General features: G+C 68.6%; 15 protein-coding genes. 11 read left to right on the top strand and 4 right to left on the bottom strand.

The window, feature by feature from the left end; genetic code table 11:
* Positions 1-62 precede the first annotated feature (62 nt).
* Both ACSVC7_RS28235 and ACSVC7_RS28230 read left to right on the top strand, forming a co-directional pair.
* Entirely contained in the window at positions 63-572 is a 510-nt protein-coding gene (locus ACSVC7_RS28235) for a TRAP transporter small permease (protein WP_448207819.1), read from the top strand.
* The gene (locus ACSVC7_RS28230) at positions 569-1,855 is read left to right on the top strand and encodes a TRAP transporter large permease (RefSeq protein ID WP_448207818.1); all 1,287 of its coding nucleotides are present in this window, start codon (positions 569-571) and stop codon (positions 1,853-1,855) included. The genes ACSVC7_RS28235 and ACSVC7_RS28230 overlap by 4 nt, the downstream gene beginning before the upstream one ends.
* 205 nt (positions 1,856-2,060) lie before the next feature.
* Here ACSVC7_RS28230 and ACSVC7_RS28225 read toward each other — a convergent pair whose 3' ends face one another.
* The 4 genes from ACSVC7_RS28225 to ACSVC7_RS28210 form a co-directional block, all read right to left on the bottom strand.
* Positions 2,061-2,780, bottom strand: a complete 720-nt coding sequence (locus ACSVC7_RS28225) for a helix-turn-helix domain-containing protein (RefSeq protein ID WP_448207817.1) — start codon at positions 2,778-2,780, stop codon at positions 2,061-2,063.
* Positions 2,781-3,346: 566 nt separating this feature from the next.
* A complete protein-coding gene (locus ACSVC7_RS28220) occupies positions 3,347-3,727 on the bottom strand; it encodes a response regulator transcription factor (protein ID WP_448207816.1) in 381 nt (126 codons plus the stop codon).
* 148 nt (positions 3,728-3,875) lie between these two features.
* Positions 3,876-4,547 carry a response regulator FixJ gene (gene fixJ / locus ACSVC7_RS28215; RefSeq protein WP_448207815.1) on the bottom strand — a complete coding sequence of 224 codons (672 nt, stop codon included), beginning with the start codon at positions 4,545-4,547 and terminating at the stop codon, positions 3,876-3,878.
* A complete protein-coding gene (locus tag ACSVC7_RS28210; protein ID WP_448207814.1) occupies positions 4,537-6,069 on the bottom strand; it encodes a PAS domain S-box protein in 1,533 nt (510 codons plus the stop codon). The genes fixJ and ACSVC7_RS28210 overlap by 11 nt, the downstream gene beginning before the upstream one ends.
* A gap of 477 nt (positions 6,070-6,546) precedes the next feature.
* On the opposite strand from ACSVC7_RS28210, the gene ACSVC7_RS28205 reads away from it, so the two are divergent.
* From ACSVC7_RS28205 to ACSVC7_RS28165, 9 genes are all read left to right on the top strand, one after another.
* Positions 6,547-7,746, top strand: coding sequence for an efflux RND transporter periplasmic adaptor subunit (locus ACSVC7_RS28205; RefSeq protein WP_448207813.1), 1,200 nt, complete (start codon positions 6,547-6,549; stop codon positions 7,744-7,746).
* Positions 7,743-9,002 (top strand): ABC transporter permease, encoded by a 1,260-nt coding sequence (locus ACSVC7_RS28200; protein WP_448207812.1) that lies wholly within the window; start codon positions 7,743-7,745, stop codon positions 9,000-9,002. The genes ACSVC7_RS28205 and ACSVC7_RS28200 overlap by 4 nt, the downstream gene beginning before the upstream one ends.
* Complete coding sequence (locus ACSVC7_RS28195; RefSeq protein ID WP_448207811.1) at positions 9,002-9,703, top strand: ABC transporter ATP-binding protein; 702 nt, start codon at positions 9,002-9,004, stop codon at positions 9,701-9,703. Before ACSVC7_RS28200 ends, ACSVC7_RS28195 begins: the two co-directional genes overlap by 1 nt.
* A gap of 320 nt (positions 9,704-10,023) precedes the next feature.
* On the top strand, positions 10,024-10,221 hold the full coding sequence (locus ACSVC7_RS28190; RefSeq protein WP_448207810.1) for a Flp family type IVb pilin: 198 nt from the start codon (positions 10,024-10,026) through the stop codon (positions 10,219-10,221).
* An 86-nt stretch (positions 10,222-10,307) separates the two neighbouring features.
* Complete coding sequence (locus tag ACSVC7_RS28185) at positions 10,308-10,505, top strand: Flp family type IVb pilin (RefSeq protein WP_448207809.1); 198 nt, start codon at positions 10,308-10,310, stop codon at positions 10,503-10,505.
* Positions 10,506-10,607: 102 nt separating this feature from the next.
* Positions 10,608-11,591: a Flp pilus assembly protein CpaB gene (gene cpaB / locus ACSVC7_RS28180; protein ID WP_448207808.1), complete on the top strand. Its 984-nt coding sequence runs from the start codon at positions 10,608-10,610 to the stop codon at positions 11,589-11,591.
* Between the two features lie 36 nt (positions 11,592-11,627).
* Entirely contained in the window at positions 11,628-13,097 is a 1,470-nt protein-coding gene (locus tag ACSVC7_RS28175) for a pilus assembly protein TadG-related protein (RefSeq protein WP_448207807.1), read from the top strand.
* A gap of 4 nt (positions 13,098-13,101) precedes the next feature.
* On the top strand, positions 13,102-13,605 hold the full coding sequence (locus ACSVC7_RS28170) for a TadE/TadG family type IV pilus assembly protein (RefSeq protein ID WP_448207806.1): 504 nt from the start codon (positions 13,102-13,104) through the stop codon (positions 13,603-13,605).
* Between the two features lie 41 nt (positions 13,606-13,646).
* Entirely contained in the window at positions 13,647-14,240 is a 594-nt protein-coding gene (locus ACSVC7_RS28165) for a TadE/TadG family type IV pilus assembly protein (protein ID WP_448207805.1), read from the top strand.
* The last annotated feature ends 36 nt before the right edge of the window (positions 14,241-14,276 follow it).

The following is a 14,276-nucleotide window of genomic DNA, read 5'->3' as shown; positions in this document are numbered from 1 at the left end:
AATTGCTTGCAACCGGCCGGGGCCGTCAGAATCATTGCCCACCCTTCAGCAGGATGTGGCCAATGAGTGCAGAACGAGACCCAACCGCCCCGGCGCCGACGGCAAGGACCCGAGTCCCCATTCGGATTGAGGAATTTCTGGCCGCCGCGGTGATGGCGGTGATCGCCTTGATCACCTTCGCCAACGTGCTGGCGCGCTACTTCACCGACATTTCGCTGGCCTTCACCGAGGAATACTCCATCGCGCTCATGGTCATCCTGACGCTGCTCGGCGCCTCGGTCGCCGTGGTGAAGGATCGCCACATGCGCATCACCTTCCTCGCGGACAAGCTGCCGCCACGCCTGCGCCGGGGGGCGGAGCTGTTTGCCATGCTCTGCATGATCGTGATGTTCGGCATCCTGACCGTCTACGGCGGCCAGATGGCCTGGGACGACTACCGGTTCGAGGTGACGTCGCCAGCGCTCGGCGTGGACCAGTGGCTCTACACGATCTGGCTGCCGCTGCTGTCGGTGGTGGTGACCTTGCGGGCGTTCGGGCGCCTGCTGCGCATCGCGCGGGGTGAGCCGGCATGATCACCGCGATGCTGTTCGGCGCCTTCGGCGTCATGCTGCTGCTGGGGGTGCCCATCGCGGTGGCGCTGGGGCTTGCGGGCACGGCGACCATCGGCATGGCCCATCTGGGCATCCTGTCGGTGCCCACCAACGTCTATTCGGGCATCGCCAAGTACCCGCTGCTGACCATCCCCATGTTCGTGCTGGCGGGCACCATCTTCGACCGGTCGGGCGTGGCGCAGAAGCTGGTGCGCTTCGCCACCGCCATCATCGGCCACGGGCGCGGCTCGCTGGCGGTGATCGCGGTGATCGTGGCGATGATGATGGGCGGCATTTCCGGCTCCGGCCCGGCCATCGCGGCGGCGGTCTGCGGCGTCATGGGTCCCAGTATGATCCGCGCCGGCTATCCCCGCCCCTACATCGCCGGCGTGATCGCCGCCGCCGCGGCCACGGACATCCTGATCCCGCCCTCGGTGGCGCTGATCATCTACAGCGTGCTGGTGCCCAGCGCGCCGGTCACCGCCATGTTCGCCGCCGGCATCATCCCCGGCACGCTGGCGGGTCTTGCGCTGATCCTGCCGACCCTGTGGCTGGCCATCCGCCACGACCTGGGGCGGGAGCACGCGAAGGAGGCCCGCCCGCCCTTCTGGGGCAGCTTCAAGGACGCCTTCCTCGGCCTGTTCGCGAAGGTGCTGATCCTGGGCGGCCTGCGCTTCGGCTTCTTCACCCCGACTGAGGCGGCGGTGGTCGCCGTGGTCTACGGCCTGCTGCTGGGCATGGTGGTCTACCGCACGGTGAAGCTGCGCGACCTCTACGACATGATGGTCGAGGCGGCGGAGATCTCCGCCATCATCCTGTCGGTGGTGGCGCTCGCCAGCGTGTTCGGCTGGGCGATGAGCACCCTGTCCATCATCGACCCCATCGCCAAGGGCATCGTGAACCTGGGCATCGGCGAATACGGGGTGATGGCGCTGCTGATGATCATGCTGATCATCATTGGCACCTTCCTGGACGGCGTGTCGACCTTCATCATCCTGCTGCCGCTGCTGATCCCCATCGCGGAGACCTACCACTGGGATCTGGTGTGGTTCGGCGTCCTGCTGACGCTGAAGATCGCCATCGGCCAGTTCACGCCGCCGATGGCCGTCAACCTGATGGTGACCTGCCGGCTGACCGGCTGTTCCATCGAAAGCACGGTGCCATGGGTGATGTGGCTGATCTTCACCCTGTTCCTGACGCTGGCCGCCGTGGTGGTCTGGCCCGACCTCGCCCTCTGGCTGCCGCGCCACCTGGGTTTTAATTGATCGTTGGGGTTCCGGGAAAACGCATCCAGGGCCGGTTCTGGCGCCAGAGCCGGCCCAAAGCGGACGAAACAGCACTTTTTCATCGTCATTCCCGCGAAGGCGGGGATCCAGCCCGATCAAGCACGTAGGTGCGGAGTTTCCTGGACCCCCGCCTTCGCGGGGGTGACGCCAAAAAATGGCGGGGTGCCAGCCATCACCCTGCTTCTCACGCGCACTCCGCCAGTCCGGCGATGGCGTCGCGGTCGAGCAGTTCGACCTTGCCGTTGTCGTGCAGGCGGATCATCCCGGCGGTCTTCAGCTTGGTGAAGCCGCGCGACACCGTCTCGGTCGTCAGGCCCAGATAGTCGGCAATGTCGCCGCGGCTCATCGGCACCGCGATCAGGCTCTTGCCGCTGCGGCCGGCCAGCGCCAGCAGGAAGGACGCCAGCTTTTCCAGCGCGGTCTTGCGGCCCAGCAGCACCATCTGGTCCTGCGCGGCCACCAGCTCCGACGTGGTCAGCGACAGCATGCGGCGGGCCAGCGAGGGCTGGGCATCCATCAGCGCGTCGAGCTGGCTGCGCGGGATGCGTTGCAGGCTGACCGCCGTCACCGTCTCGGCCGAGTAGAGGTAGCGCTCGGCGAAGGCCAGCCCGATCATGTCGCCGGCCTGCAGGAAGCCGATGATCTGGCGTCGGCCGTCGGGCAGCATTTTGTACAGGCGGATCACGCCGTCGATGACGCGGAAGATGGCGTCGGCGGCGTCGCCTTCCTGGAAGATCGCCTGTTCGCGGTCCAGCACCTTGGTGTGGCCGATGGTGGCGAGCGGATCGGCGGTGCGCGGGGCGGCCTTGGGCAGGGTCGTCACGGTCGGCGACGGGATCGTCGCGGCCAGATAGCCCGGCAGGGAGCGGTTCGGCTGGGCGGCGACGACGGTCTGGACGGACATGACGATAACCCTCGGCTGTTTTTGATCCGCGGCCCCGCTGTCCGGCTGGTTTGTCCGGCTGGCCGCCTGATGAACCGAAAGTACTCACCGCCCCCCGCCCTGTGCAGTTCGGTCTTTTACCTAAGGGGCTTCCCCTACGTAAGATTACCTATACCGCATGCTGAAATAGCCCTCACACCCGGCCCCTTTAACCCTCTCCCCTCTGGGGAGAGGGTTAAAGGGGCCGGTGAGGGGGTCCCGCCTCCCTGGCACGTCCGGCAAAAGCGCAACCCCCTCACCCTACCCCTCTCCCCGGAGGGGAGAGGGGAAAGGATTCTTGCTTCGTTCTTGGGATTTCGCTACGCTTCGGCCATCAACGGCCAAATTGCGCCCTGTCGCGATTTCATACGTACACACATCGTTGTGCATCGGATGCACAACGACCGTCTACGTACGAATGGTGCCAAGCCATTGATAAGACAGGGAAAACGCCGCGCGGACGCCATTGTGCATCACCCGCGCGCTGCACAATCCGCCCAACGGTGCACAATGAACGCTGTGCGCTCAGCGCACAGCAAAGCTCGCTCTCACGCCGCTGAGGGCAGGAGGCTTTGCACCATGTCGAGGAGTTGGTCTTCCTCGAAGGGCTTCTCCAGGAAGGCCGTCACGCCGGCTTCCTTGGCGCGGGAGACGGTTGCCGGGTCGCCCCGGCCGGACACCATGATGACCGGCATGCCGTGCAGTTCGGGGCCGTAGCGCTCGATGAACTCCAGGCCACTCATGACCGGCAGGTGCAGATCAAGGACCAGGCAGCCCTTGGGCTTGCCGTCGAACTGTTCGATGAAGCTGCCGCAGGAGGCATAGTCGCGCACCTCGAAGGAGCACGCCTCCAGCAGCGCCTTCATCGAGTCGCGGACCGGCTCATCGTCGTCGACGATGTAGACGATCCCTTCTCCCGGTTGGGCCACGGCTGCCTCCAGCGTTCCTGTGCACGAACAAGACGCCATCCCGTGACGTCTGTACCGAACATAGAAGCCGGGCATCCGCCCCGAAATACGGACTTCTGCGTATCGGGCGCGCTTTTGATTCAGATCATCCGCCGTCTCCGCCCGCCCATCAGCCCTCACGCGGACCGACGCCGGCGGCGATGGCCATGCGGACCAGGGTGGGCAGGCTGTCGGCCCGCATCTTCTCCATCACGCGGGCGCGGTGGATTTCGACGGTGCGGGGGCTGATCGACAGCTCGTAGGCGATGACCTTGTTGGATTTGCCCTGCACCAGCCATTGCAGCACGTCGCGCTCGCGCGGGGTCAGGGCCGCCAGCCGCTCCTGGATCTCCGGCGGCACGGCGGGGGTCGGGGCCGCCGGGGCCGGAGCAGCCGCGAGTGCAGGCGCGCCGTCCCCCACCCGTCGCAGGGCGGAGCGCACGCTGTCGATCAGCGCCTGCTCCTCGAAGGGCTTCTCCACGAAGTCCACGGCGCCGGCCTTCATGGCGCGCACGGCCAAGGGCACGTCGGCGTGGCCGGTCATGACGATCACCGGCAGGCACCGGCCTTCCTGCGCCAGCCGCTCCTGAAGGTCGAGCCCGCTCATCTGCGGCATCCGCACGTCCACCAGCAGGCAGCCGCGCCGCGACGGCGCGTCGGAGCCCAGGAAGGCCATGGGGCTGGCGAAGCACTCCACCCGGAAGTCGGCGCTCTCCAGCAGCACGGCCACGGAATCGCGCACCGCCTCGTCGTCGTCGACGATGAAGACGGTTAAGTCGGGATAGGGTGCGTCAGGGCTCATCGTCGGCTCCGGCGACCGGCACGGTGAAGGCGAAGATGGCGCCGCCCGTGGCGCGTTCCACCCACAGGCGCCCGCCATGCGCCTCGATGATGGAGCGGCAGATCGACAGGCCGAGGCCCATGCCCTTTTCCTTCGTGGTGACGAAGGGCTGGAACAGTTGGGCCATGACCGGCTCGGCCAGCCCCGGCCCGGAATCGCAGACGCAGACGCGCATCAGGCCCCCGTCGCCGGGCTCGGGCATGGTGACCAGCATCAGGTCGCGCCGCTCCCCGCCGGCCATCGCTTCGATGGCGTTGCGGATCAGGTTGAGGATCACTTGCTGGATCTGGATCTTGTCGATCGTCACCGGCGGGTTGTCGGCGGCCAGGTCGAAGCGGACCTGCACGCCGCTCTCCTTCGCCCCGACCAGCGCCAGCGCGCTCGCCTCTTCGACCACCTTGTTGATGTCCTCGGCCGTGCGTTCGGTCTGGCCCTTTTCGATGAAGTTGCGCAGGCGGCGGATGATCTGGCCGGCGCGGGCGGCCTGGGCGACGGCCTTGTCCATCGTCTCTTTGGCCTTCTCCGTCCCGTCCGGCCGGTCGAGGATGCGCTTCACCGCCTTGGCGTAGTTGATGACGGCGGTCAGCGGCTGGTTCAGCTCGTGCGCGAGGGTGGAGGCCATCTGGCCCATGGCGCTGACCCGGCTGACGTGCAGCAGCTCCGCCTGCAGCTCCTGAAGCCGCTTCTCGGTCGCCTGCCGCTCCGTCAGGTCGCGGATGAAGCCGGTGAAGCGGCGCTGGCCGGCGAGGTTCACCTCGCCCACCGCCAGCTCCATGGGGAAGACCGACCCGTCGCGGCGCTGGCCGGAGACGACGCGGCCGATGCCGATGATCCGGCGCTTGCCCGTGTCCAGGTAGCGGTGCAGGTAGGCGTCATGCTCCTCCCGGTAGGGGGAGGGCATCAGCATGGAGACGTTGCGCCCGATCACCTCGGCGGCGGCGTAGCCGAACAGCCGCTCGGCCGCCGGGCTGAAGGATTCGATCCGGCCCCGGTCGTCGATCACGATGATCGCTTCCGGCACCGTCTCCAGGATGGAGGTCAGCCGCGCCTCCCGCTCGCGCAGCGCGGTCTCGGCCTGCTTGCGTTCGGTGATGTCGCGGATGATGCCGATGTAGACGGGGGGGCCGTCCTGACCCGCCTCCCCCACCGACAGGTCCATGGGGAAGGTGCTGCCGTCCTTGCGCATCCCCATCACCTCGCGGCCGATGCCGATGATGCGCCGCTCCCCCGTGCGCTGGTAGCGGTCGAGGTAGCCGTCATGCTCGTCCCGGTAGGGGTTGGGCATCAGCATGGAGACGTTGCGGCCGATCACCTCGTCCGCCGTCCAGCCGAACAGGCGCTCGCAGGCCGGGTTGAAGGTCTGGATGCGCCCACGGGCGTCGATGATGACGACACCGTCCGGCACGGTGTCCAGCATGGCCTGGAAACGTGACAAGAGGCCCTGGCCCTGGTCGTTGATATCGTCGGTCCGGATCTCGTCCACCCGGTCCCCTCCCCTGCGTCCACCCGTTACGCTTTAGAGTAGTTGAGCTTTTTTATCGGTCAATGGGGAACGGACAGCCGGCCCGTTTGCGCCTCCTACGGTATGCATACATGTTGCGGCACAGTAAGGCGGTGCATGCAAAAAGCCCTTCTCCCCTTGGCCTCACGCGCAAACGAAGTTTGCGCTGACGGCGACAGGCGGCCTGTGGCCGCCGAGAGCGGGGAGAAGGGTTGGGATGAGGGGTCGTTACCGCCCGGTAGGGCGGGAAGAATGCTGGCCAGCCTCCGGCCGGCGCCACCCTCACCCCACCCACGCTTGCCTGCGAACGCCTTCGGCGTCCTCCGGCGGCGCGCCCCTCAAGGGAGAGGGGCTTTCTATTTTAGATCAGCCACTTACCGTACTCGCGAGATCCGTGCATACGGTGGCGCGGGGATGGGGTATCCTGGGCGGGTTCTCCCCAGGGGGTGGAACAGGACGATGACGAAGCCCGACGAAACCGCCTCGCGCTCCCCGGCCCCGGAACTTCCGGAACCGGAGATCCCGACGCCGGACGCGCCCGCCCGTCCGCAGGCGGGCGGGGCGGGCCTGCCCGTCCCGTTGGCAAGGCAAACGCTGCCGGAGCGGGCGCCGCTCCCCACCGGCCCCAAGCGGTCGCACCAGCCGTGGCTGCTGGCGCTGGTGGTCCTGGCCGTCGCCGCCGGGGCGATCCTCTGGTGGGCGCAGAAGCCGCCGCTGGTGACCGTGGCCAGTGTGGAGCGCGGCCCGGCCATCGAGGCGGTCTACGCCACAGGGACCGTGGAATCGCTGAACACCGTCCGCGTCGGCCCGCCGGTCGGCGGCCGGGTCGAAACGGTGCTGGTGGACGACGGCGCCCGCGTGCGGGCCGGGCAGCGCTTGGCGACGCTCGACCCCCGCCAGCTGGAGCAGCGCGTGCAGAACATCGAGGCGCGGGCGCGGCTGGCCCGTGCCGAGGCGGCGCGGGCGGAGGCCCTGTTCTCCCGCGGCGTCTCCACCGTGGAGGCGCGCGACAAGGTCCAGGCCGAACGCCAGCAGGCGGAGGCCGAGCTGGCGCTGGCCCGCCGGCAGCTTGAAGATCTCGTGGTGACCGCCCCCATCGACGGGGTGGTGCTGCGCCGGCAGGTGGAACCGGGCGAGAGCGTCGCGGCCAACGCCGTGCTCTTCACGCTGGCCGATCCCACGCGGCTGCGCATCGCCGCCGATGTGGACGAGCGCGACATCCCCCGCGTCCACCTCGGCTCCCGCATCGCCGCGCGGGCGGAGGCCTTCCCCGGCAACGTCTTCCAGGCCGAGGTGACCAACATCCGGGCGGAGAGCGACAGCCAGACCCGCACCTACCGCATCGAGGCGACCCTGCCGCCGGGGACGCCGCTCTACATCGGCATGACGCTGGACGTGAACGTGATCGTGGCGGAGCGGCGCGACGCCCTGCTGGTCCCGGCCGGGGCCGTGCAGCGCGAGGCTCCGCGCGGCGGCCGGCCCGGCCAGCCCTATGTCTGGCGGGTGGAGGGCGACCGGCTGCACCGCGTCCCGGTGACCATCGGGGCGGAGGGGCCGGCGCGGGTCGAGATCACCGACGGGGTCGGTCCGGACGACCGGCTGCTGGCCGCCCCCACCGCCGGCTTGGCCGAGGGAGACCGCGTCCGGGTGCGGCCATGATCCCCTTTTCCGTGCTCCCCCTGCCGATCTCCATCGCCATCGCCCACCTGCGCGCGCGGCGGCGGCAGAGCGCGGTGTCGATCCTGGGGGTGGCGCTGGGGGTGGGCTTCTTCATCGCCATTTCCGGCATGATGCACGGGTTCCAGAGCTATTTCCTGGTGCAGATCGTCGAATCCACCCCGCACATCCTGATCACCGACGAATACCGCTCGCCCCCCGCCCAGCCGCTGGAGGTGCTGGAGCCGCAGGCCGCGCTGGACCTGAAGCGGGTGGTCGCGCGCGACCCGGTGCGCGGCATCGCCAACGCCCAGGCCATCCTGGACGCCCTGCAAGCCATGCCGGGGCTGGAGGCGGCACCCGCGCTGCACGGCCAGGGGCTGCTGCGGCGAGCCGGGCGCGACTACGGCGTCACCGTCCTCGGCATCCGGCCGGAGCGGGAGGCGAAGGCGACCCAGCTCGCCGGCGAGATGGTGGCCGGCACGCTCGACGCGCTGGAGAGCGCCACCGACGGGGTGATCCTCGGCAGCGGGCTCTCCGCCAAGCTGGCCGTGGGCCTTGGCGACACGGTTCTGCTGGTCGGCCCCACCGGCGGGTCGGCGCGGCTGCGCGTGGTCGGGCTGTTCAAGACCGGGATCGAGACGCTGGACAACGGGCAGGCCTACATACAGCTCGCCAAGCAGCAGGCCATCCAGGGGCGCCCCCGCGTCATCAACGAGATCCGCATCCGGCTGGCCGAGGTTGCCCGCTCCATTCCCGTGGCGGAGGCGCTGGAGCGCCGTTTCGGCTACAAGACCGCCCCGTGGGAGGAGACGAACAGCCGCGTCCTGTCCGTCTTCCGCCTGCAGAACTTCATCATCTACATGACCACCGGCGCGATCCTGGTGGTGGCCGGCTTCGGCATCTTCAACATCATCTCCACGGTGGTGCTGGAAAAGGCGCGGGACATCGCCATCCTACGCTCCGTCGGCATGCCGCCTTCCACCGTGACCCGGATCTTCATCGTGGAGGGGATGGTGGTCGGCGCGGTCGGCATGCTGATCGGCTGGCTGGTCGGCTTCGCCATGGCGGAGGGGCTGCGCATGATCCCGGCGCCGGGTGCGACCGACACGACCCAGACCCTGCGGGTGGACACCTCCCTCGTCAGCTTCGCCATCGCCGGGGGCATCGCCATGGCAACCGCGACCCTGGCCGCATGGCTGCCGGCCAGCCGCGCCGCCCGCGTCGACCCGCTGGCGATCATCCGCGGGGCCGCCTGATGGACGCCGTCGTCACGACTGGAGGACTGGAGGCCGTGGACTTGGTCCGCGTGCTGCCGGGGCCGGTGCCGACGGTGCTGGTGGATGGCGTAAGCCTGTCGATCCGGCCGGGCTCGCTGGCGGCGATCACCGGGCCGTCGGGGTCGGGCAAGTCGTCGCTGCTCTACCTGCTGGGCCTGCTCGACCGGCCGACCTCCGGCGACGTGCTGGTGGACGGCGTGCCCACGGCGGCGCTGGACTCCGCCACGCGCGACCGGCTGCGGCTGGAGCGGTTCGGCTTCGTCTTCCAGTTCCACTTCCTGCTGCCGGAATTCACCGTGCTGGACAACGTGCTGGTGCCCATGCGGGAGCTGGCCGCCCTGCCCTCCGGCGCCATGCGCGCCCGCGCGCTGGAAATCCTCGACAGCCTGGGCATGGCCGAGCAGGCGGACAAGCTGCCGGCCCAGCTGTCCGGCGGCCAACGCCAGCGCACGGCCATCGCGCGGGCGCTCGCCAACGACCCGCCCTTCATCCTGGCGGACGAGCCGACCGGCGCGCTCGACACCCGCAACGCCGCCGCGGTGTTCGAGATCCTGCACGGCCTTGCCCGCGCCGGCCGGACGGTCGCGGTGGTCACCCACGACACCGGCCTTGCCGCCACGGCGGGCCAGCGCTTCCACCTCGTGGACGGGCGTCTGGTCGCCGTTCCGGCGGGCGGGTAACACCGGCCAAATAACACTGGGCGGGCACCCCGTCCGGCTGAAACGAAGCGCCGATCGGCCAAATTCCTTCGACATTTTAAGCAAGTTGCACCATTCGGTGCGGGGCGGGTCAATCCTTCCGCATCGAAGGATTAGCCCCCGCACCCATCCCAGCGCCCGTTTTAGCGCGGCGGAGTCGATGGGGTGTACCGTTTGAATTCCGGAACAATTCCTTCGCGATGTCGCGCCGCAAGATTATCCAAAATAAAGTTTGGGTGTGAGAGCGACGGAGCCCTCACCGATCCAAACCGAAATCCATTCGAATACAGAGGATAGAAGACATGAACAAGATCCTGAACAATATCCGTACCTCCTTCGGCCGTTTCGCCCGTGACGAGCGCGGCACCCAGCTCGTCGAAACGGCGGTCTGGATCGGCCTGATCACCGCCGCCGTCGTCGCCACGGTCAGCACCATCGGCACCGAAGTGGGTAACTCCCTGACCAGGGTTCGCGACGCCATGGTCCTGTACATCAAGTAAGCGCCGCCGCGACCGTGCGGCGACAGTGCATTCTCGGCTGTCGCCGCGGTCCTTCGCCTCTCCCAATCAAAGTGTGGAAGCAAGCCATGGCCAAGATCACGAAGACCATTCAAGGCTCTTTTGCTCGCTTCGCCCGCGACGAGCGCGGCACTCAGCTCGTCGAAACGGCGGTCTGGATCGGCCTGATCACCGCCGCCGTTGTCGCTACGGTCAGCACCATCGGCACCGAAGTGGGCAACTCCCTGACCAGGGTTTCCGACGCCTTGGTCCTGTACATCAAGTAAGCGCCGCCGCAGCCATGCGGCGACGGCACACTCCGCCTTACCGTCGCCGCGGCTCCCTCTCCTTCCATTTTGCCCCTTCCCTTTTGAAAGCCTGGAGGCACGATGAGACAGCGTGCGCTTCTCATGCTCGGCCTTGCCTGCGTGACGGGTGGGACGGCTGTTTATCTGGCGCGGGGATGGATTGCCCATCAGGTCCAGCCGCAGGTCGTCGTCCTTCCGGCCGAGCCCCCGCCCGCCGCAACCACCACCGTGGTCGTGGCGAAAATCCCCCTGAAATTCGGCGACGAACTGACCCGCGAAAGCCTGCGCGAGATCGCCTGGCCCGCCGATGCGGCCCCGGAAGGCTCCTTCAAGTCGATGGACGAGCTGCTCGGCGGCGAGCGCCGCGTGGCGCTCCGCGACATGGGTCCGAACGAAGTCGTGCTGAAGGCCCGCGTGTCCGGCTACGGCGGCCGGGCGACGCTGTCGGCGGTCATCGCGGACGGCATGCGGGCGGCGACCATCCGCGTCAACGACGTGCTGGGCGTGGCCGGCTTCGTGCTGCCGGGCGACATGGTGGACGTGCTGTTCACCCGTCCGGAGAACCCGGCGCCGGGCACCCAGTCACAGCCCATGACCGATGTCCTCCTTCAGGGCGTCAAGGTCCTGGCCGTCGACCAGACCGCCGACGACCAGAAGGAAAAGCCCATCCCGGCCAAGGCCGTGACCCTGGAGGTCACGCCGGACGACGCCCAGCGCCTGGCGCTGGCCGGTCAGGTCGGCAGCCTCGGGCTGACGCTCCGCCAGTCGGGCGGGGTCCAGACGGCGGCGGTCGACACGATCCGCATCGGCAATCTGGTGAACCGGTCGGCGCCCGCCGCCATCGCCGCCGACGCGCCGCTGGAGCCGGTCGGGCCGCAGCGGACCAGCGTCCGCATCGTGCGCGCCCTGGAGGAATCGGTCCAGGACGTGCCGCACGACGCCCAAGCCACCACGCCTCCGAAGCCCGCCGGCCCGCGCCGGCCGAACGACACCCGGCGGGAGCAGGTCGCCGGCCGTGAGAAAGGCGGCACCCCCGTCGCCATGGCCGCCCCCGCCCCGCGGTGATGCCCACCACATGGACACTTCCATGAGGAGGATCCGATGAGCCCCAGAAGACGAGGCCCCGCGCGCCCTCCCCGGCCGCTTCGCAAACTGGTGCGGAACGAGGAGGGAAGCGTTCTTCCCTACTTCGCGGTCCTGGCCGCCGTCATGGTCGGCGCGGTCAGCATGTCCGTGGACGTCGGCCGGGTGGTGACCACCAACACGGAGGCCAAGTCGGCCGCCGACGCCGCAGCCCTCAGCGCCGCCGCCATCCTCGCCTCGGCCGTCCGCACCCCCGGCCAGGACGCCGCGAGCGTCCGCGCCGCCGTGCAGAGCGCGGCCTCCACCGTGGCGGTCAACCGACAGACCTTTGCCGGCTCCTCGGGCGGACAAGTGGCGGTGTCGAAGCTGCGGCTGCTGACCGGCCTGCCGGAACAGAACGGAGGCTCCTCCAGCGGCGCGATCGGCTCGGGCTACGAGACCCAGGATCCCTGGCAGGCCCACTTCGTCGAGGTCACGACGGAGACCCTGACCACCAACCACCTGTTCGCCCCGGCGGTGGGCGGTGCGGCGTCCTCCTCGACAAGCGCCGTCGCGGTCGCCGGCTTCGTCCAGGTGGTCTGCCGCGTCCCGCCGGTCTGGATCTGCAACCCGAACGACGACGGGTCGAGCACGAACCCCATCTTCAACGCCTCCTCCTGGCGCGGCCGGCAGGCCCTTCTGAAGTCGTCGGGGTCGAACAGCGCCTGGACGCCCGGAAACTTCGGGCTGCTCGACTCCCCCAACGGGCAGGGCGCCAGCGCCGTCGCCGACCTCCTCGCCTCGGTCAATCCGGACGACTGCTTCAAATCGCAGGGGGTCAATCTGCGCCCCGGCGCCGCCAGCTCCGTCCGCACGGCCATCAACACCCGCTTCGACATGTACGAGACCCCCAATTTCGGGGGCAACGCCCGCACCGACCCAAACTACCGGCCCGCCCTGAACGTCACGAAGGGCTACATCCCGGACAAGGGCAACGCGTGCAGCGTCACCAAGTCCTCGCCGCCGACCGCCATGGGGCTGCCGCGCGACAGCGATCTGTCGGCGACGAACCGGTTCGGCAACGGCCAGTGGGACTGCGACAGCTATTGGAAGGTCAACCACAACGGCAAGAAGGCGCCGGCAGCCTGCACAAACCCGTCGAAGATGAGCCGGTACGACATGTACCGCTACGAGATCGACAACAACATGATCCCGAACAACGGCAAGAACCGGGAGGACGGGAATCCGGCCTGCTACCAGAACAAGTCCAACCCGCCGACCGACACTCCCGACCGCCGGGTGCTGTATTTCGCCATCGTCAACTGCTCCCAATACGCGCTGAACGGCAATCGCGACAACGTGCCGGTGGCCGCCTTCGGCAAGGGCTTCCTGACGGAGCCGGTGGTGAACTCGGGCGGCGACGACGAGCTGGTGATGGAATTCATCGACGTGGTGAAGGTCGGCGCCGACGACGGCGTGCTTCACGAAATCGTCCAGCTCTACAGGTGATCCGATGCCGGGACTGCTCTTCCCCAAGGGTCCGCTGCGCCTGATGCCTGGGCGCCTGTTCCGGGACCGCCGTGGCTCGGCCATGCTGGAAGCCGCCATCGTGCTTCCCCTGCTGACGAGCCTGACCTTCGGCCTGATCGAGATGGGCCGGGCGCTGCAGCACCAGCACATCATGTCCAAAAGCGTGCGCGACGCCGCCCGCTATCTGGCCCGCGTCCCGCTGTCCTGCCCGGCGACGGGCGACGCCAACTGGGCGGCGGCGCGCAGCACGGCGCAGACGCTGGCGCTCACCGGGCAGGTCGACGGCACCAAGCCGCTGGTCAGCTACTGGACCGCCGGCAGCTTCACCATCGGCACGCCGACCTGCCAGACCCTGTCGGGCCGTCCGGTGCAGGTGATGAGCGTCACCGGCTCGGTCGACTACCAGAGCCTCGGCTTCCTGGCCCTGCTGAACATTCAGGCTTTCAAGATCCAGGCCGCGCACCAGGAAATGCACATCGGCGAATGAATTGGGGCGAATGAATTGGAGCGAATAAAGGGGAACGAGCCATGAAGCGACCGATCCGCCGCCTGCTCCGCCGCATCCGCCTGCGCGCCGGCCTGCGCGTCGACTGCCGCGGCACGACCATGGTCGAGATGGCCTTGGTCTTCCCGCTGATCCTGACGCTGACCTTCGCGGTCCTGGAGTTCGGGAACCTGACCTACCAGTGGCTGGTCGCGGAGAAGGCGACGGAGATGGGGGTGCGCTACGCGGTCACCTCGACCATGGCGGCGACCGGGATTTCCGACTGCGGCGTGACGACCAGCGCCACCGCCGGCACCCCCTGCCGGCTGGTTCCGGGGTCGGTCGGCTGGCAGAAGACCTGCACGGCGGGGGCCGGCGGCTGCGACGCCACCGCCTTCAACGCCATCGTGCAGCGGATGCAGGCCATCTACCCGCGCATCGCCGCCGCGAACGTGACCGTCCAGTATGCCGGCACCGGCCTGGGCTTCGTCGGCCGGGGCTCCCCGGTTCCGAACGTCACGGTGTCGCTGCGCGACCTGACCTTCAGCTTCGTCGTGCTGGACGGGCTGCTCGGGCTCGGCCCGATCACCATGCCGGACTTCCGGGCGACCCTGTCGGGCGAAGACCTCGCCTCCTGATCCGCCTTCCGAACAGCCTCTTTTCAAACAGTGGTG

Source organism: Azospirillum mesophilum, assembly GCF_053470405.2.
This window is presented reverse-complemented; position numbering and strand designations above follow the sequence as displayed.